Genomic DNA, 17,976 nt, shown 5'->3' on the forward strand with positions numbered 1-17,976 from the left:
GGCAAGAAATCAATTTAAAACAGATGAAAAACATATCTTTGCGACGTCTTGCGTTAGGCGCAGGGCGTTAGGCGTTCGAAACGCTAAACGCCAATCGCTAAACGCTCAAACACCCCATCATGGAAAAAAAAGTTAGAGTAAGATTTGCGCCAAGCCCAACCGGAGGCTTGCATTTAGGCGGCGTTCGTACAGCGCTATTTAATTATTTATTTGCTAAAAAACACAACGGAACTTTCGTTTTACGTGTAGAAGACACCGACCAAAATCGCTTTGTTGAAGGTGCGGAAGAATATATTGTAAACTGCCTAGATTGGTGTGGTATTACTCCGGATGAAAGTCCGGCGAAGCCGGGAAACTACGGCCCTTACCGCCAAAGTGAGCGCAAACCAAGCTATAGAAAATTTGCTGAGCAATTAATTAGTGACGGTTATGCATACTATGCTTTTGATACGCCTGAAGATTTAGATGCTAAACGTAAAGAAATTCCAAATTTCCAGTACGGACAAGCAACACGTATGCAAATGCGTAACTCGCTAACACTAACCATTAGCGAGGTTGAAGAATTACTTGCAGCCAAAACGCCTCATGTAATTCGTATTAAAGTACCTGAAAATGAAAATGTATATTTCAACGACTTAATTCGTGGTGATGTAAGTTTTGATACAACAATTGTTGATGATAAAGTTTTGTTAAAGGCAGATGGAATGCCAACTTATCATTTAGCTGTTGTAGTTGATGATAAAGCGATGGAAATCAGTCATGCTTTTCGTGGCGAAGAATGGTTGCCATCTGCGCCAATCCACATTTTACTTTGGAAATATTTAGGATGGGAAAGTGAAATGCCACAATGGGCGCATTTACCACTTATCTTAAAACCCGATGGACATGGAAAACTGAGTAAACGCGATGGAGACCGTTTAGGTTTTCCGGTTTATGCTATGAATTGGGCAGACCCAAAAACTGGCGATGTAACCAAAGGATTTAAAGAGATGGGCTTCTTGCCAGAAGCTTTTGTAAACATGCTTGCACTTTTAGGCTGGAATGATGGAACCGAGCAAGAGCTTTTCTCGCTTGCAGAGCTAGAACAAAAATTTGATGTGGAACGCATAAGTAAAGCCGGTGCAAAATTCGATTTCGAAAAAGCCAAATGGTATAACCACGAGTGGATTAAGCAGTTTCCGGTTGCCAGTTTACAGTTGCCTGTTAAAGCGGAATTGCAAAAAGCAGGAATAGCAGTTAATGATGATGCCTTTTTGAGCACTGTAATCAATTTAATAAAAGATAGATGTACGCTATTGCCAGATTTTGCTGCACAAAGTGGATATTTCTTTACAGCACCAAAAGAATACGATGTTGCATCGGTTAAACCAAAATGGACACCAGAAAAAGCTGCATTTTTTAATGCTTTTGCAGAAAGTTTAGAATTAAAAGATGCTATTTCTGCCGAAGCGGCTTTTAAAGCATTGGCAGAAGAAAAAGGATTTAAACCAGGCGAATTGATGTTGCCCTTCAGAATAATGTTAGTTGGTGGAAAGTTTGGTCCCGGCGTTTTTGACATTGCAATTTTACTTGGGGTTGAAGAAACTAAAGCCAGAATCGCAAAAGCCATTACCGAGTTTAACAGCTAATTAAAATAGAAATATTTAAAAGCCCGAATTTAAATCGGGCTTTTATTTTTAAGATTCTTGTGAAGAATAATCTAGCTTAAAATCTTTACTTTAGTATTGGTTTTACAATTAAGTTTCATTATAAAAATATATACATATGCAGTGGTTTGGTAAAGGCAGCAACAATGTAGAAGATAGCAGAGGCAGTGGCGGCAGAAGAACCGTTTTAGGTGGTGGCGTAGGCATTATCATTGTTGTTTTAGGTTTAATTTTTGGCAAAGATTTAACAGGTTTGGTTAGTCAGTTGCCGCAAACTGAGAGCACACAAGCCAAGAAGGGTGTTCCGGCAAATGATGCTCAGGCACAATTTATTTCAGGTGTTTTAGAATCAACCGAGCAAGTTTGGGATAAAGAATTCCAAAACATGGGCAAAACTTACGAGAAACCAGTATTGAATATATTCGAAGGCCAAATTCAAACGGCTTGCGGTGGAGCAAGTTCTGCAGTTGGTCCTTTTTATTGCCCTGGCGACCACAAAGTTTACATCGATTTATCATTTTATGATGAATTGAAAACCCGGTTTGGCGCCGCCGGAGATTTTGCCCAAGCTTATGTAATTGCTCACGAAGTTGGTCACCACGTTCAAAATCTTTTAGGTATTTCTGACAAATTACAACAAGCCAGAGGCAGATTAAGTGAAACCGAATACAATAAATTATCTGTTAAGCTAGAATTACAAGCTGATTTTTTTGCTGGCTTGTGGGCGCATCAAGCCCAAAACCTAAAAGATTTTAGGCTAGATCCAGGTGATATTGAAGAAGCTTTAACCGCAGCCAATGCCATTGGCGATGATAAATTACAAAAACAAGCAACCGGAGAGGTTACGCCAGACTCTTTTACTCACGGAACTTCGCAACAACGTATGTTTTGGTTTAAAAAAGGTTTTGAAACTGGCGATATCAGTCAAGGCGATACTTTCAATAGCCGAGAATTATAAGTAATTGTAATCATCCCGCAAAACATCCTTAAATAAAAATTATTTTAAAACTTTTTTAAACCAGGATTGTTTGTTTACAGTTAAGAGCAATTTTATGCGCCAACCAAACAAAGTACTCAGGCTTGCTTAATGAATTTTAAAAGATGATCCTTATTGTTGATGACAGGCCTGAAAACCTAATTTCTTTACAAAAAGTGCTTCAAGCTCATAATTTCGAGGTTGAAACCGCATCTTCGGGAGAAGAAGCACTAAAAAAAGTTTTAAAGAATAACTACGTTTTAATTATTCTTGATGTTCAAATGCCCGATATGGACGGCTTTGAAGTTGCGGAAGCCATTTCGGGTTTTAGTGGGGCAAAAGACACTGCGATTATATTTCTATCGGCAGTTAATACCGAACTTAAATTTATTACAAAAGGTTATTTAAGTGGTGGTTTAGACTATATTACTAAACCTGTTGATATTAATGTTCTGCTGCTTAAAATAAAAACCTTTTACCGTATTTACGAGCAAAACCGTAAACTATTCGAAATTCAGGAGAAGTTACTGGAAGAAATTGAATTCCGTAAGCAGGCTGAGCATAAAAAAGATGAGTTTATCAGCATTGCAAGCCATGAATTAAAAACGCCATTAACAAGTGTTAAAGGTTATATTCAATTGCTTCAACGAAGTTTGAATAGAGACGACAAAACAATGGCTCAAAACCATTTGGAAAAGGCAAGCATCCAACTCGAAAAACTGAATGATTTAATTGTTGATTTGCTTGATATTTCTAAAATTGAAAGCGGTAAGCTGAAATTTAACATGCAATATTTTTGTGCAGATAACATGTTAAACAATGCCATTGAGATGTTGCAGCAATCCAATCCGGATTTTAAAATCAACAAAATTGGGCAAACCAACGAGATGATTTTTGCAGATGAAATGCGGATTGAGCAAGTGGTTATCAACTTCATTACTAATGCTATAAAATACTCGCCTGGCACAAACCAAATTAACATCACCATTAACATTCTGGATGAGAAATTGTATCTCGCCGTTAAAGATTTTGGTATCGGAATCCCGGCAGAGCAGCAAGGCAAAATTTTCGATAAATTTTATCGTGTAGAAGAAAACAGCAATCGTTTCAATGGCTTGGGCATAGGTTTGTACATCTGCTCAGAAATTATTAAACGCCACGGTGGCACAATTGGCGTAAAAAGCGCCGAAGGTGAAGGCTCGGAGTTTTACTTCATCATCCCGATTAAGCAAATCGACAACTCAACAGATAATCCCGAACAATAATTATAAATGAAAACAACCCTTAAAAATAATTTGCGCCTAGGCCTTGGGCTGTCGTTAATTATTCTTTTTATAAGTTCTCTTGCTTCTTACATCAGTATCAGCAACCTTATTAAAAGTACCGAACTTGTAAAGCATAGCGATGAAGTAATTCTTGATGCCGAACGAATTATATCATCATTAAAGGACGCTGAAACCGGGCAAAGGGGATTTTTATTAACCGGGAACAAAGTTTTCCTACAGCCATATTATGGTGCGAGTGATACCGCGGCAGCTATTTTAAATCGTGTTGAAATTGCGACAAAAGATAATCCTATACAACAAAAAAATGTAGCTGCATTAAGGGAGATTTTACGCAAACGGATGGGCATTATTAAATCTACGGTAGAGATTAAAACCATCGGCGGCGCAGTAGATCCAACTGTTTTATTTCAGGGAAAAGTTTATATGGACAGTTCTAGAGCAACTGTTTCGAAAATAGTAAAAGAAGAGAAGCGCTTACTCGATTACAGAGCTGCTGAATTAAATAAGCTTACTTCTTATACCCCAATTCTTATTATTGTGGCGGCTTTGCTTGCCATTTTAATTACGTTATTCTTTTATCGAAAAGTTTCTGTTGATTTTGATGAACGCGTTAAGCTTCAGCAAGAAATTGAGGATAAAAAGCGTGAAATGGAAAAACGCATTACGGCCATCAAGGAAATTGCACACCAGATTTCTGACGGTAATTATGGCGTTAAAATGGAAGGCCAGACAAAAGATGATATTGGTGAATTAGCAGAATCGCTAAACACGATGTCTTTCTCGCTCAAAAAATCTTTTGATACACTCGCTGAGAATGAGTGGCTCCAAACTGGCGTTGCCAATTTGAATGTTAAAATGGTTGGCGAAAAAGACGTATTCCATTTAGCTGATGATATTATTGAGTTTTTGGCAACTTATACAAACAGCCAAATTGGTGCGCTTTATTTATTTAAAGATGATGGATATTTGCACTTAAAGGGGATTTATTCGTTAAGAAAAGATCAGTTACCTGAAGCTTTAGAAATTGGGCAAGGACTGGTTGGTCAGGCGGTAAAATCAGGAAAAGCTATTTTACTGAATGAAGTTCCGGATAATGAATTGACGATTATTTTTTCATCAGGAAAAATAATTCCTGCGCAATTATTGATATTGCCGATTATCAGAAACGGAATTACAATTGGCGGTTTGGAATTGGGTTCAATTTCTGCGTTTGGCGAACTGGAAAAACACTTCCTTAATCTTGTTTTATCTGATGTTGGCTCAGCCTTGCTTGCTGCACAAAACCGAATGAAATTGCAACATCTTTTAGAGGAAACGCAGGCTCAGTCGGAAGAATTGCAGGTTCAGCATGAAGAATTGGAGGGTATGAATGCTGAGCTTGAGGCTCAGGCACAGAAACTTCAGGCATCAGAAGAAGAATTGCGTGTTCAACAAGAAGAATTGCTACAAAGCAACCAGGAGCTGGAAGAAAGAAGTAGTTTGCTCGAAGAGAAAAATGAACTTATTGAAGAGCGAAATGTAGAAATTCAACATAAAGCCGAAGCGTTAGAATTAAGTACGCGGTATAAATCAGAATTTCTTGCAAACATGTCGCACGAGTTGCGCACACCGTTAAATTCAATTCTATTGCTTTCGCGTTTGATGGCCGAAAACGAAGCTATGGATAGAGAGCATCAGGAATATGCAGAAGTTATTCAAAGCTCCGGACAAGGTTTGTTAAGTTTAATTGATGAGATTCTCGATTTATCTAAAATTGAGGCTGGCAAAATGGAACTCGACAGAAGTAATGTTAGTGTTGATAGTATTGTTTCTAACCTCACTTCGCTTTTTAATCCTTTGGCTAAAGAAAAAAGCTTGACGCTGATTATCGATAAAACCAAAACAGTTCCTGAGTTTTTCCATACTGATAAAATGAGGTTGGAGCAAATTCTGAAAAACTTGTTGTCAAATGCCATAAAATTCACTGCGCAGGGCTCTGTTCGCTTAAACATCAGTAAAAATGAAAAGTTAAATGCAATTAACTTTAAAGTAACTGATACCGGTGTCGGCATTTCTCCAGATAAGCAAGCAATGGTATTTGAAGCTTTTCAGCAAGCTGATGGCTCTACCAGACGTAAATTTGGCGGAACAGGTTTAGGTTTATCAATTAGCAGAGAGCTTTCTAAACTACTTGGAGGACACATCGAACTTAAAAGTGCGGAGGGAGAAGGCAGTGTCTTCACTTTAATTCTGCCGATTGATAAAAACAAGGGTTTAGAAATGCCAAAAGAATTGGCAGATAAGGCAATTGCTGTCGTTCCAGAAATTCCTGTTCTAAAAGTTAGCAATCTTACCGTTGCAAATATTCCGCAAGATGTTGATGATGACAGAGATAGTATTCAGCCTGATGATAAAGTAATTTTAATTATTGAGGATGATACTCCGTTTGCTAAAACACTCTTAGATTTCACCAGAAAAAGAAATTACAAAGGTTTAGTTGCCGTACGCGGCGATGTTGGTATCGAAATGGCAAAAGCCTTTAAACCGCTTGCGATTTTATTAGACATTCAGCTGCCGATAAAAGATGGGTGGCAAGTGATGGAGGAACTTAAATCAGATCCTGAAACTCGTCCGATTCCGGTTCACATTATGTCTTCATTGCAGGTTAAGAAAGAAAGCTTGCTTAAAGGGGCTGTTGATTTTATTAATAAACCTTTCGCATTTGAGCACATGCAAGAGATATTCCAAAAGTTGGAGCATGCTTTAAGTCGCCACCCTAAAAAGGTTTTAATTGTAGAAGAAAACGAGCAGCACGCAAAGGCATTAAGTTATTTCTTGAGTAATTTTAACATCCAAACTGAAATTGTAAATCAAGTTAACGAAGGCGTTTCTGCATTGCACAAGCCGGATGTTAACTGTGTAATTTTAGATATGGGCATTCCTGATAAAAACGCTTACGAAACTCTCGAAGTTGTTAAGAAAACACCGGGATTAGAGAATTTGCCAATTATTATTTTCACTGGTAAAAATCTATCCAAAGGAGAAGAAAACAGAATCAAGCAATACGCCGATTCTATCGTTGTAAAAACGGCACATTCTTACCAGAGAATATTGGATGAAGCTGGCTTATTCTTACACCTCGTGGAAGAAAAAAATAAAGACAACGTTAAAAAACCATCGAGATTTACAGAACTGCAAGATGTTTTGCAAGGTAAAACGGTTTTAGTTGCTGATGATGATGTTCGAAATATCTTTTCACTTACGAAAATGCTTGAGCAGCATAACATGAAAGTAATTGCTGCAACCGATGGAAAGGAAGCGCTGAAATTACTGGATGAAAACCCAACTGTTGATGTTGTATTGATGGATATGATGATGCCTGAGTTGGATGGTTATGAAACCACAACAGCCATCAGGCAAAATCTAAAACACCGCAATTTGCCAATACTGGCTGTTACGGCAAAAGCTATGATGGGCGATAGAGAAAAATGTATTGCCGCAGGTGCATCAGATTATATCAGCAAACCTGTTGATATGGATCAGCTAATTAGTCTATTGCGAGTTTGGTTATACGAAAATCATCACAAATCTTAATATTATTTACCTTATGCCTCAAAAATTAATTCTCATTATTGATGATGATAACCGAAACATTTTTGCACTAAAAGCTGTTCTGAAATCGAAAGGTTTTGGCTGTTTATCTGCATCAAGCGCAAAAGAAGGATTTACGATTATAGAAAATAGCGGAAATGTTTCAGTTGTGCTTATGGATATGATGATGCCCGACATGGATGGATATCAGGCAATGGCCGCAATGAAAAAATCTGAAAAAATGAGAAACATTCCGGTTTTAGCAGTTACGGCGCAAGCAATGGTGGGTGATAAAGAACGCTGCCTTAGTGCAGGTGCTTCAGGCTATGTTTCAAAACCCATAAACGTAGATGAATTAATGTTACAAATAGAAGAGGTTACAAATAAGTGATTGGTGATACAATAGATAATGAACAAGTAGAATTGTTGCTTAATGATGTTTTTGAAGTCTATGGTTATGATTTTCTTGAATACTCTCATGCATCAATAAAACGAAGAATTTCGCGTCTTTACGGGCTGGATAAATTCGTTAGCTTCGCTGAGTTTAGATATACTGTAAAAAGCGATAAGAAATACTTTAAACGCTTTTTAGAAGAAATTACGGTTAACGTTACAGAAATGTTCCGCGACCCATCGTTTTACAGAGCACTTAGAAATGATGTTTTACCAGCTTTGGGCACTTATCCTTTCATACGAATTTGGGTTGCAGGTTGTTCTACTGGTGAAGAAGCTTATTCTTTAGCAATTATACTAAAAGAATTAAATCTCCTTAATAAAAGCCTTATCTACGCAACCGATATTAATCCATCAGTTTTAGAAAAGGCAAAAAAAGGCATGTTTCCCATTAACTATCTAAAAAGTTATTCGGAAAATTATCTTCAATCTGGTGGAACAAAAGACTTTTCATCCTATTACACAGCAAATTATACATTGGCAAAGTTCGACGAAAATTTGAGTTCAAAAATGATTTTTTCAACGCATAATTTAGTTTCCGACCGCTCCTTCAATGAATTTCAACTAATATTGTGCCGCAATGTTTTAATCTATTTTGATAAGGATTTGCAACATAAAGTTTTTCAGCTTTTTGATAGCAGCTTAGAGAAATTGGGTTATTTAGCATTAGGAAGTAAAGAAAGTTTAGATTTTTGGCCAAATGCTAAAGGATATAAAAGAATTAAATTAGAGAAAATATGGCGCAAATTGTAAACAATTGTAATGCGCTGGTTATCGGTGGTTCTGCTGGTAGTTTAGATGTTTTGCTCGAAATTTTTCCTGCTCTTGATGCTCATCTTGATTTTCCGATTATTTTGGTTACCCACCGCAAATCTGGCAGCGATTCTTTACTTACCGATTTATTGCAGAGCAGAACGGCTTTAAAGGTTCATGAGATTGATGAGAAGCAGGAAATGGCACCAGGAAATGTGTACATAGCGCCTGCCGATTATCATTTACTTATCGAGCAAAACAAAACCTTTTCTTTAGATTATTCGGAAAAGATTAATTACTCTCGTCCATCTATTGACGTTACTTTTCAATCTGCAGCCGAAGTTTTTAAGCAGGATTTAGTTTGCGTTTTGCTATCTGGCTCTAATGCCGATGGCGTTAATGGCCTGAAAATTGTAAACAATTTTGGCGGTTTGGTCGTTATACAAAATCCAAACACAGCAATTATGCCATATATGCCACAACAGGCCGTAAATGATGTAAAGCCATCTATGATTTTACACAGTTATGAAATGGCTGATTTTATAAATTCATTAAATAAAAAAGAAGATTAAAACCCATTATTTCAGTAAAGATTATGGCCGATATTAAAAAAGTATTTGTGTTTGATGACAACAGGGATATTCTGGATTTATGTACTTTCATTCTTGAAGATGCCGGTTATGAAATAAAAACCTCGGAAAGTGCAGATGAAATTGAAAAACAGGTTTCGGATTACATGCCAGATTTAATTTTTATGGATAATTGGTTGCCAGAATTAGGCGGCGTAGAAGCGACAAAGGCTATTAAAAACCATCCAGAATTGAAGCACATTCCGGTAATATATTTTTCTGCAAATAACGATATTTCCTCACTTGCCAAACAAGCTGGTGCCGACAGTTATTTATCAAAGCCCTTTGATATTTCATCGCTTGAAGCAATTGTAAAAAAGCATCTGAGTTAAATTTTACCCCAGATTCTGGTATTCAAATCAAGTTCCTTTACAATTTCGTACATAAACTTTATTGCAGCTACATCCTGATTTAGCAGTTCGGGATTTAGCAAAGTTTTAAAAACCGGTGCTTCAAAATAATTTCTATCCAAAGGGAAAGCGATATTCATTCTATTATTAATAAATGATAAGGAGATGGTATTTTTCGAATTGCTGTTCAATTCTAAAATTCGCTCCATCATCGCAGGTGTTAAAATATAGCGAGCCTCAACCTGATCTGTACCTCTGGTTGTAAATGTTTGATTGAAAACACTATTTTCTAACTCAACAATGGTATTTTCGCCAAAGGAAAAAACGTTTTTAGAAAACCATGCACCCATTTTTCCAAGTAAATCTTTGGGCCTAACAATAGTTACGGCTTTGAAATTTTTGTTAAAATCTGCCACGAAAACAATCCCTTTAAATATATCATGCCACTCGGTTCTTGTCCCGTTTTTTGTTTGCACTTCTGTTTTATATTCGGCATGTACTTCAGCAAAATAAAAACTGGTTTTATCGGCTTTGCCACTTATTAAATCTTCGGTATGGTAGCGGTCTGGCTCTTGCGTAAAAAGTTGTGTCTGCTCAAATTCGCCAGAAGAAATACCCAAACTTGGCTGAATCTGCAAGCTATCATTTATAAATTTCAGTACAGTGCCAATAACTTCAATTTTAAAAGCATGTTTGTAAGCGCTGAGTTCATCAGAAATTTTATACAATAATATGCCGCCATAAACTGCAGGAATTAAACCAACGAGAAGCGCAAAACCGCCTAAGCCAAAATAGAAACCAGCAATAGTTGCAACAATTGCAATCCCCACAAAAGTGTAACCTTTTTTTTGGGTCGATGCTATCTTTTGGCGATTAACTTCTAAAGCAGCAAGTATATTTTGCAATGCTGCGTTATTTGCAACATCAACCATTAATTATTAAACAATTCTTTTGCGCTGATATTTTTACGTTCTTCTTCTGCAGTAGCCAAAACCGGAGTTGGGTGGAAATTCAACATGCCTGCAAACATATTTCCGGGAAACATCATAATTGCATTATTGTAATCGGTAACAGCAGAATTATATGTTCTCCTGGCCGCAGCAATTTGTTCCTCACTTTCCGTCCATGTGGTTTGTAAATTGATGAAATTTTGATTGGCTTTTAAATCAGGGTAGTTTTCTACATTAATCATCAAGCCTTTTACACTAGAACTTAATTGCGCATCTATCTGCGCTTTCTCTGCATCACTAACAGATCTCGATGTTGCTTTAGCACGCAGCTCTACAATTTTTGTTAAAGTAGATTGTTCGTAATTTGTGTATTGTTTTACAGTTTCTACGAGATTCGGAATTAAATCGAAGCGCTTTTTTAACATTACGTCAATAGCCGAAAAAGCATTGATAACCTGATTTTTTTTACCAATTAATGAATTGTAAAAGAAAATTCCGAAAAGGAAAATAGCAGCAATAATAACGAGGGCAATAATCATAGGTTTATATTTTTGTTTATGTGATATAAATATAAAAAGGTTTTATCTATTAACGATTATTTTTAAGTTGCTTTTCTCTTAATCTTCTTCGTTCTAAGCGCTTTTGCTTGCGCAATTCATGACTTGCCTTCATCGCCTTAAATTTGTCGATATGCGCTTTCATTTCCTTTTGCTTTTCCTCTGTTAAACCAACACTATGTTTAATTCCTAAAAAAAGGCTTTTCCAAATCAGATTAAAAAAAGAGGTGTTTTGCGGTCGCTGATAATCTACCGTTGCAGAAATAAATTTTCCATCCTTTCCAGGATTTTCGGAGTTGATGATTAGCGCATTTGCCAAAATCGACAATAAACCTCGCGTTACAAGATGGTCTTTTTCCGGATCGTTTTTCATCAGTGCAACAGATAAATCGAAGTAAGAAAAATCTACATTTCCCTTCGAACCGAAATCATCAGCTTTAAAATTAAATCGAAGGCGATTAACATTGCCACGATTAATACGGACCAAACCCAAGGGCTTTGTAATTTGATTTAAAACCCTAGCGTTAAAGTTTTGCAAAACGCCACTGTAAGAAAAATCTCCCGTTCGGGATGCTAAATCGAATTTGAAATCTAAATCTAACTTACCCTGACCAAGCAAATAGGTGCTTAAATTTGCCTGCATAATAGGTTTTTTAGTTTTTACATTTCCGATATTGGTTACGTTATTAATTTCACCAGATGTGTGTTCAAAAGAAATTCGGCCTCTTTGCTCACTTTCTTCGTTGTAAACCGCGTAGCTCACATCAATATCTTTTAGTAGAATTTTATCAATTAAAATAGGCGCCGGAACATTTTGCAATAACTGATGTGGGTATTTACCAATCTTACTTTCTTTTTCCTGCCCTGGCAAACTGTTGTCGTTAAAAACCGTAATGTAGCCGTTTGCAATCGCCATTTCTTTCGCCCTTAATTCTTGCTTGCTGATGTAAAGCGGCAAATTAATACCATTTAAATTGATGTCATTCATCAAGATGTTAAACCTGTCTTTCGAATAACCAGCAACTTTGCCAAATTTCATTTCATCATAACGAGGCTCAAAAGCGAAATTATTGATGCTTAAACGCCCGGTTGAAGCCTTAAAATCTAGTTGGTTTAATTTGATGTGGTACAAACTATCCGGCGTAGCATAATCATAGTTTTTTAAGTTTAGCAATACGTCCTTAAGCAGATAAATCCTGGAAGAATCTTCAAAAGAAGTAGAATCAACTAATAAATCAACTAAGGTGATGTTAAAATCATCAATAGAAAAAACATCAAACTGATTAACATTTTTGTTTACGTAATTGAAACTTGCATCCCTAAAAAGGATTTTTTTTATGCTGAACTCTTTTAAGCTGTTCGAGATAAAAGTGTAAGGCGATTTTATCGGTCGGGCCGGACGGTTTTCATTGAAATCCAATTGCCTGTTAACCATGTAAACCTCTGGATTATCAAACAAAACTTCATCTATTTGCAGCTTTTTTTCTTGGTAAAGCGTTATTGGATGAAAATGTTTGACAACCAGTTTTTTTAACGAAACGGTATATAAGTTATTTGGTGCTCTTTTTAATGCAACCAGTTGATTGTATCGGTTAGTATCCGCAGAAATTTTTACATTTTGCAAAGTGGCGCTTCCTGTAAAAATGTTTGTACTCACCTTGCTAAAGCTGATTGTATATAAGCTATCCGTAGATTTGTACAGTAATGTTTTTATCTGTTCTGTTAACAGCGGACGAGATTTTACGTTTAAAAACCAGGCAATACCAGCCATTAACGCAAACAGAATAAGAAAACTTATTCCAATCCATTTAAAAACTATAAAACGTTTTTTGTTTATTGTTGGCATTTAAAAAATAAGGCTGACAGGTTTCTACAGCAATATACACTTTAAACATATTGCTTAAAAGCATTTGCTAATTTTGTTCTCTTTTCGCCTTCCTCGCTTCTTTTCTATCAGCCCTTTTTTGTTCTCTTATTTTTTTTGCGATTACCTTTTGTTGCTTAACAGGATTTTTTTCTGGAACAATTCCTACACCAACAATATCTTTAATGCCAACGAAAACGGTTTTCCACATTAGGTTAAAAAACGAAGCCGAATTTATTCTGGAGTTGGTCATTGTTGCCGTTCTTGGTGCTTCGCCTTTCTTCGGGTTTTCATCTTTAACTAAAATCGTATTTGCTAAAAATGACAATAAACCTTTTTCTTTTGTGCCTTCGCCATCTATATTATCAGATAATAATTTCACTTTCAAATTATTATAAAGCATACTCATCGAACCAAATGCTGACCTTAAATTTCCATTCGCTTTAAAGCTAACTTGCTGTACATTTCCACTTTCAATTTCGATTAAACCAAGATTTTTTGATAAGGAATTAAGGTTTCTGAAATCGAATTTCCCTAAACTTCCGCTGTAACTGAAAGCACCATTTTTATCAGTAAGATTGAAATCTATCTTAACGTTAAGTTTTCCGCTACCCATTAAAAGTGACTTAAAATTGGCAAGGGCATGATTGTTTTTAACCAGTCTCAAACTGTCATTAGTTACATTTAAAATGTTTCCGCTAAGCGATTTAAACTCAACAGCCCCGGTTTTTTTACTAACCGGATTATATTCAGCATATTTTAGATTAACATTTTTTAGGCTAACCGTATCGATAATTGTTGGAATATTCAATCTTTTTAAAGCCATGTGCGGAAAGTTTCTACCCTTATCAAATCCTGGTGGCGGTGGCGATTCCCTACTCATAAAAACTTCAACGTTTCCGGGGCCGATTATTAAAGACTTAGCCTGAAGCTTTTGATCCGTATTTAAGCCAATAAAATCAACGCCGTTAAACTCAATTTTCTCGAAAGATAAATCGTATCTATCTTTTTGAACTTTGTACTTTCGGGCAAAAGCTAACTCCGGATAAAGTGGTGTAAGTTTAAAACCTTTCACCGTAAGCTGTTTTGATGCAGCAGAACCCAAAATCGTATCCACTTTCATCGAATACATTTTATCTTTTGTAATTGATTTATAACCCGCCAGCCTGAACGAAATATCCTTAGTATAATAAAACCTTGAAGTATCGCCTCCAGATAAAGAATCTAAAAGAAAATCTTTCACATTTATATCCAAATGTTTAATGGAATTTTTGGTTTTCTTTGCTCCGCTTTTATTAATATAATCAAAATCAGCATCGACAATTTTTACAGAATGAACCCGAATAGATTTCAGAGATTTTGAGATTTGCTCATAAAGTGTTTTTTCAACTTTTGTGGTATCTGGTTTTTTAGGCACTATATTAAAAATCATATTGATAGATGGTTTATCCAGCAATATTTCATTTACATCTACACGTTTTTTAAAATAGGCCGTTAACAAACTCACCCTTGTGATTTGTAATTTCTTCAATTTTAATTCAAAGGTGTGCGCAGGTGCAAGTTTGAGTGTTTTTAAACTATCAAAAACCAATGTATCTGGCGTTAAGGTTACATCGCGAAGCGCCAAACTACCCGTTATTACGTTTAAATTAATGCTTTTAAAATCAATTTTATATAGATGATGCGAACCATTATAAACGCCCTCCTTAATTTTTTCTGTTAAAATTGGTTTCCAGCGGGCGCTGATAAACATTGCGGCGAAAGCTAAAATCAAAATTAATCCGCCAAAAATTCCGGCAATCCAAATCCCAATTTTATTTTTATTTCGAGCTGTCATTTGATAATGGTTTATCGCTACTTAACAGATTAAGCGCAAAAAGGTTTTTCCATTAACGTTATACCATTCATAAAACACAAAAAGCCCTTGAAAATTAATTCAAGAGCTTTTTGTGATAATTTTTAGCTATTATTTTACACGCTCAACATATTCGCCTGTACGCGTATCAACTTTAATTTTATCGCCTTGGTTAACAAACATTGGTACTTTTACTTCAACTCCGTTTTCCAAAGTTGCCGCTTTTAAAGCGTTTGTAGAAGTATCGCCTTTTACTGCCGGTTCTGAATAGGTAATTTCAAATTCAGCAAAGTTTGGTAACTGGCCCATAATTGCTTCATCGCTTTCCATAGAAACGATAACGCTCATGCCTTCTTTCAAAAATTTAATCGCCGAACCGAATAACGATTTCTCTACGTTATATTGCTCGTAACTATTGTTATCCATTACCACCAAATAATCGCCATCTTCATATAGATATTGATAATCGTTCGTTTCAACACGGCAAATTTCAACAGCTTCGTCGGTATTCATACGAGCTTCTACAATTCTGCCTGATTTAATGTTACGAAACTTGCCAGTATAAAAAGCGCCGCCTTTACCTGGTGTACGGTGATTCCACTCATCAACGGTAACCAATTCGTTGTTTACACGAAGAATATTACCTGTTTTAATTTCTGATGCTTTTGCCATATTATGTTTTATCCGATTTGGATTTTATATTTTAAATTTTTGTGTCGCCAAAGGTAAAATTATTTTGGCAAAAACCTATAAAGGTTTAAGGCAGAAGGTTTAGTGCAAAACCTATTTTACGCGTTCCATGTAGTCGCCGGTTTTTGTATCAACCTTAACTTTATCACCTTGATTAATAAATAATGGCACTCTGATTTCGGCTCCGGTTTCTACGGTTGCATATTTTTGAGCACTTGTTGAAGTATCGCCTTTCACAGCTGGCTCAGTATATGTAATTTCAAGCTCTACACTATTTGGTAATTGCGCAACAATTGGTTCTTCACTTTCGAACGCAACAGTAACATTCATACCTTCTTTTAAAAACTTAATCGCATTGCCAAAAAGCAATTTTGGAATGTTGTATTGCTCAAAAGTGTTGTTGTCCATCACCACCAAATAATCACCATCTTCATAAAGGTATTGATAATCATTAGTTTCTACGCGGCAAATGGTAACTTCTTCATCCGTACGGAAACGATATTCGACAATTTTTCCGGTTTTTACATTACGCATTCTAGATTGATAAAATGCTCTTAAATTACCCGGCGTACGGTGAATATATTCTTCTACGCTTACCAACTCTCCATTAAAGCGTAATACATTTCCGCTTTTTACTTCTGATGCTTTTGCCATTATTTGAAATTATGTTCTGTTAATCGAACATCAAAGTTAAAAAAAGGATTTTTGATTTGAAATAAACAAATACTAATCGATTTGGTTAATTTATTATGATTCATGGCGTTTGAAATTAAACTAAGAATTACAGGTTTTTGTTAAATAAACCCGACAGAAGTGGAAATACTTTTAATATGGCTGATGAAGAAGATTGCCACGTCGTTCCTCCTCGCAATGACGGAATTGTGAGCATGACAGCAATTTATTAAAAGATTGCAACGAATGGCGGGACTGCGAGCTACGAAAAGCATCAACCGTACGTTTTCAAATAATTAATAGCGAAATCTTATACATTCTATAATATATATAGTTTTTGCCTATATCATCATCAATAAATACAATGAATAATTAGTAAATCTGGGTTGATTGAGAAGTGATTTCGCCGTACCTTTGTGGCACAAAATTAAAGACAAAAAATTATGGCAATAGTAGGTAAAAAATTCCCGAGTGTTAGTATTGATGCAATGTCAGACATGGGTGATGACTTGAAAATCAACGTATTTGAAGAAGCAGCTAGTAAAAACAAAAAAGTTATTTTATTCTGGTATCCAAAAGATTTTACTTTTGTTTGCCCTACAGAATTACACGCTTTTCAAGCGGCTTTACCTGAGTTTGAAAAAAGAAATACAATTGTAATTGGTGCATCTTGCGATACTAACGAAGTTCACTTCGCTTGGTTAAATACTCCAAAAGATAATGGTGGTATAGAAGGTGTTACTTATCCAATTTTAGCAGATACGCACAGACAATTATCTGGCATTTTAGATATTTTAGACCAAGAAGTTAATTATGACGAAGAAGGAAATGAATCTTTCTCAGGTTCAAATGTTTCTTTCAGAGCTACTTATTTAATTGACGAAACTGGTAAAGTTTTCCACGAAAGTGTTAACGATATGCCATTAGGTAGAAACGTAAAAGAATATTTACGCTTAATTGATGCTTACGCACACGTTCAAAAACACGGTGAAGTTTGTCCTGCAAACTGGGAAGAAGGAAAAGAAGCAATGAACGCAAACAGAACTGGCGTTGCCGAATATTTAGCTGCTAACTAATTAAATAAAACGTTATGTTTTTAGAATTAACAGAAGATAACCTTCAACAGTATTTAGCTGATAACTCGAAAGTTATGGTTCAGTATGCTGCATCTTGGTGTGGTAACTGCCGAATCATGAAACCAAAGTTTAAAAAATTAGCGGCTGAAAATGAAGATGTAGCTTTCTTAATTGTTGATGCCGAAAAACTTCCGAACTCACGCAAATTTGCAAACGTTGATAATTTACCAACTTTTGCAGCTTTTGAAGGCGGAGCTTTGGTAGACCAAGTGCAAACCAACAAAGCAGAAGGTTTAATTGAATTATTTAATAAGATAAAATAATGAAGATTCCGGTTATTAGACAATTATTTCAAAACACCACTCCTGCTCAGTTGGAAACAACTTTAGAAGTTTTAGAGGCTTTCTGCGAGTTTAGAGGGGTTAGCGAACACGAAGTTGATGTTGCTGGCGAAATGATTACCAATATTTGCGGTGCGCTTGAAGTACACCAAATGGTAAGCGAAGGCGCTGCTGAAAAAGATGCGCTTAATGCTTTCGGCCAAAAAGTTATGGGTTCGATTGATAGATAATTTTCTTTAATCAGACTCTTTAAACAAAAAAACCTTTGTGGAAACGCAAAGGTTTTTTTGTTTTAATATACATCTCGT

Annotated in this window: 17 protein-coding genes; 11 read left to right on the top strand and 6 right to left on the bottom strand. The window is 36.0% G+C overall.

The features are described from left to right. Window positions 1-119 precede the first annotated feature (119 nt). From gltX to R2Q16_RS05305, 8 genes are all read left to right on the top strand, one after another. The gene (gene gltX, locus R2Q16_RS05270) at window positions 120-1,628 is read left to right on the top strand and encodes a glutamate--tRNA ligase (RefSeq protein ID WP_316735585.1); all 1,509 of its coding nucleotides are present in this window, start codon (window positions 120-122) and stop codon (window positions 1,626-1,628) included. Window positions 1,629-1,764: 136 nt separating this feature from the next. Further along, the gene (locus tag R2Q16_RS05275; protein WP_316735586.1) at window positions 1,765-2,604 is read left to right on the top strand and encodes a neutral zinc metallopeptidase; all 840 of its coding nucleotides are present in this window, start codon (window positions 1,765-1,767) and stop codon (window positions 2,602-2,604) included. 143 nt (window positions 2,605-2,747) lie between these two features. After that, a complete protein-coding gene (locus tag R2Q16_RS05280; protein WP_316735587.1) occupies window positions 2,748-3,887 on the top strand; it encodes a hybrid sensor histidine kinase/response regulator in 1,140 nt (379 codons plus the stop codon). Between the two features lie 6 nt (window positions 3,888-3,893). Further along, window positions 3,894-7,481, top strand: a complete 3,588-nt coding sequence (locus R2Q16_RS05285; protein WP_316735588.1) for a response regulator — start codon at window positions 3,894-3,896, stop codon at window positions 7,479-7,481. A gap of 13 nt (window positions 7,482-7,494) precedes the next feature. Next, window positions 7,495-7,869 (top strand): response regulator, encoded by a 375-nt coding sequence (locus R2Q16_RS05290; RefSeq protein ID WP_316735589.1) that lies wholly within the window; start codon window positions 7,495-7,497, stop codon window positions 7,867-7,869. Further along, window positions 7,866-8,684: a protein-glutamate O-methyltransferase CheR gene (locus tag R2Q16_RS05295; RefSeq protein WP_316735590.1), complete on the top strand. Its 819-nt coding sequence runs from the start codon at window positions 7,866-7,868 to the stop codon at window positions 8,682-8,684. The genes R2Q16_RS05290 and R2Q16_RS05295 overlap by 4 nt, the downstream gene beginning before the upstream one ends. Then, a complete protein-coding gene (locus R2Q16_RS05300) occupies window positions 8,669-9,256 on the top strand; it encodes a chemotaxis protein CheB (protein ID WP_316735591.1) in 588 nt (195 codons plus the stop codon). The genes R2Q16_RS05295 and R2Q16_RS05300 overlap by 16 nt, the downstream gene beginning before the upstream one ends. Window positions 9,257-9,279: 23 nt before the next feature. Then, on the top strand, window positions 9,280-9,645 hold the full coding sequence (locus R2Q16_RS05305; protein WP_316735592.1) for a response regulator: 366 nt from the start codon (window positions 9,280-9,282) through the stop codon (window positions 9,643-9,645). Here R2Q16_RS05305 and R2Q16_RS05310 read toward each other — a convergent pair. From R2Q16_RS05310 to efp (R2Q16_RS05335), 6 genes are all read right to left on the bottom strand, one after another. Then, a complete protein-coding gene (locus R2Q16_RS05310; RefSeq protein WP_316735593.1) occupies window positions 9,642-10,568 on the bottom strand; it encodes a DUF3137 domain-containing protein in 927 nt (308 codons plus the stop codon). The two genes, R2Q16_RS05305 and R2Q16_RS05310, sit on opposite strands and share 4 nt — an antisense overlap. 26 nt (window positions 10,569-10,594) lie before the next feature. Next, window positions 10,595-11,152, bottom strand: a complete 558-nt coding sequence (locus tag R2Q16_RS05315) for a LemA family protein (RefSeq protein ID WP_316735594.1) — start codon at window positions 11,150-11,152, stop codon at window positions 10,595-10,597. 49 nt (window positions 11,153-11,201) lie between these two features. Further along, window positions 11,202-13,016, bottom strand: a complete 1,815-nt coding sequence (locus R2Q16_RS05320; protein WP_316735595.1) for a hypothetical protein — start codon at window positions 13,014-13,016, stop codon at window positions 11,202-11,204. A gap of 67 nt (window positions 13,017-13,083) precedes the next feature. Continuing rightward, entirely contained in the window at window positions 13,084-14,871 is a 1,788-nt protein-coding gene (locus R2Q16_RS05325) for a hypothetical protein (RefSeq protein WP_316735596.1), read from the bottom strand. Window positions 14,872-15,000: 129 nt separating this feature from the next. Beyond that, a complete protein-coding gene (efp, locus tag R2Q16_RS05330) occupies window positions 15,001-15,561 on the bottom strand; it encodes an elongation factor P (protein ID WP_316735597.1) in 561 nt (186 codons plus the stop codon). A gap of 111 nt (window positions 15,562-15,672) precedes the next feature. Continuing rightward, window positions 15,673-16,233, bottom strand: coding sequence for an elongation factor P (gene efp, locus R2Q16_RS05335; protein WP_316735598.1), 561 nt, complete (start codon window positions 16,231-16,233; stop codon window positions 15,673-15,675). Between the two features lie 461 nt (window positions 16,234-16,694). Here efp (R2Q16_RS05335) and R2Q16_RS05340 point away from each other — a divergent pair, with 461 nt between their 5' ends. From R2Q16_RS05340 to R2Q16_RS05350, 3 genes are read left to right on the top strand one after another with little or no spacing between them, the layout of a single operon-like run. Continuing rightward, the gene (locus R2Q16_RS05340) at window positions 16,695-17,327 is read left to right on the top strand and encodes a peroxiredoxin (RefSeq protein WP_316735599.1); all 633 of its coding nucleotides are present in this window, start codon (window positions 16,695-16,697) and stop codon (window positions 17,325-17,327) included. Between the two features lie 14 nt (window positions 17,328-17,341). After that, on the top strand, window positions 17,342-17,650 hold the full coding sequence (locus tag R2Q16_RS05345; RefSeq protein WP_123207128.1) for a thioredoxin family protein: 309 nt from the start codon (window positions 17,342-17,344) through the stop codon (window positions 17,648-17,650). Continuing rightward, complete coding sequence (locus R2Q16_RS05350; RefSeq protein WP_010599336.1) at window positions 17,650-17,898, top strand: DUF6952 family protein; 249 nt, start codon at window positions 17,650-17,652, stop codon at window positions 17,896-17,898. The genes R2Q16_RS05345 and R2Q16_RS05350 overlap by 1 nt, the downstream gene beginning before the upstream one ends. Window positions 17,899-17,976: the final 78 nt, after the last annotated feature.

It is taken from the genome of Pedobacter aquatilis (assembly GCF_032678425.1).
GTDB lineage: Bacteria > Bacteroidota > Bacteroidia > Sphingobacteriales > Sphingobacteriaceae > Pedobacter > Pedobacter aquatilis_B.

Excerpts from the sequence above, each read along its gene's own strand:
- R2Q16_RS05320 (WP_316735595.1), bottom strand. The coding sequence starts at position 13,016 with ATGCCAACAATAAACAAAAAACGTTTTATAGTTTTTAAATGGATTGGA.
- R2Q16_RS05345 (WP_123207128.1), top strand. The coding sequence starts at position 17,342 with ATGTTTTTAGAATTAACAGAAGATAACCTTCAACAGTATTTAGCTGAT.
- R2Q16_RS05300 (WP_316735591.1), top strand. The coding sequence starts at position 8,669 with ATGGCGCAAATTGTAAACAATTGTAATGCGCTGGTTATCGGTGGTTCT.
- gltX (WP_316735585.1), top strand. The coding sequence starts at position 120 with ATGGAAAAAAAAGTTAGAGTAAGATTTGCGCCAAGCCCAACCGGAGGC.
- R2Q16_RS05275 (WP_316735586.1), top strand. The coding sequence starts at position 1,765 with ATGCAGTGGTTTGGTAAAGGCAGCAACAATGTAGAAGATAGCAGAGGC.
- R2Q16_RS05350 (WP_010599336.1), top strand. The coding sequence starts at position 17,650 with ATGAAGATTCCGGTTATTAGACAATTATTTCAAAACACCACTCCTGCT.
- R2Q16_RS05280 (WP_316735587.1), top strand. The coding sequence starts at position 2,748 with ATGATCCTTATTGTTGATGACAGGCCTGAAAACCTAATTTCTTTACAA.
- R2Q16_RS05285 (WP_316735588.1), top strand. The coding sequence starts at position 3,894 with ATGAAAACAACCCTTAAAAATAATTTGCGCCTAGGCCTTGGGCTGTCG.
- R2Q16_RS05315 (WP_316735594.1), bottom strand. The coding sequence starts at position 11,152 with ATGATTATTGCCCTCGTTATTATTGCTGCTATTTTCCTTTTCGGAATT.
- R2Q16_RS05305 (WP_316735592.1), top strand. The coding sequence starts at position 9,280 with ATGGCCGATATTAAAAAAGTATTTGTGTTTGATGACAACAGGGATATT.
- R2Q16_RS05340 (WP_316735599.1), top strand. The coding sequence starts at position 16,695 with ATGGCAATAGTAGGTAAAAAATTCCCGAGTGTTAGTATTGATGCAATG.
- efp (WP_316735598.1), bottom strand. The coding sequence starts at position 16,233 with ATGGCAAAAGCATCAGAAGTAAAAAGCGGAAATGTATTACGCTTTAAT.
- efp (WP_316735597.1), bottom strand. The coding sequence starts at position 15,561 with ATGGCAAAAGCATCAGAAATTAAAACAGGTAATATTCTTCGTGTAAAC.
- R2Q16_RS05290 (WP_316735589.1), top strand. The coding sequence starts at position 7,495 with ATGCCTCAAAAATTAATTCTCATTATTGATGATGATAACCGAAACATT.
- R2Q16_RS05325 (WP_316735596.1), bottom strand. The coding sequence starts at position 14,871 with ATGACAGCTCGAAATAAAAATAAAATTGGGATTTGGATTGCCGGAATT.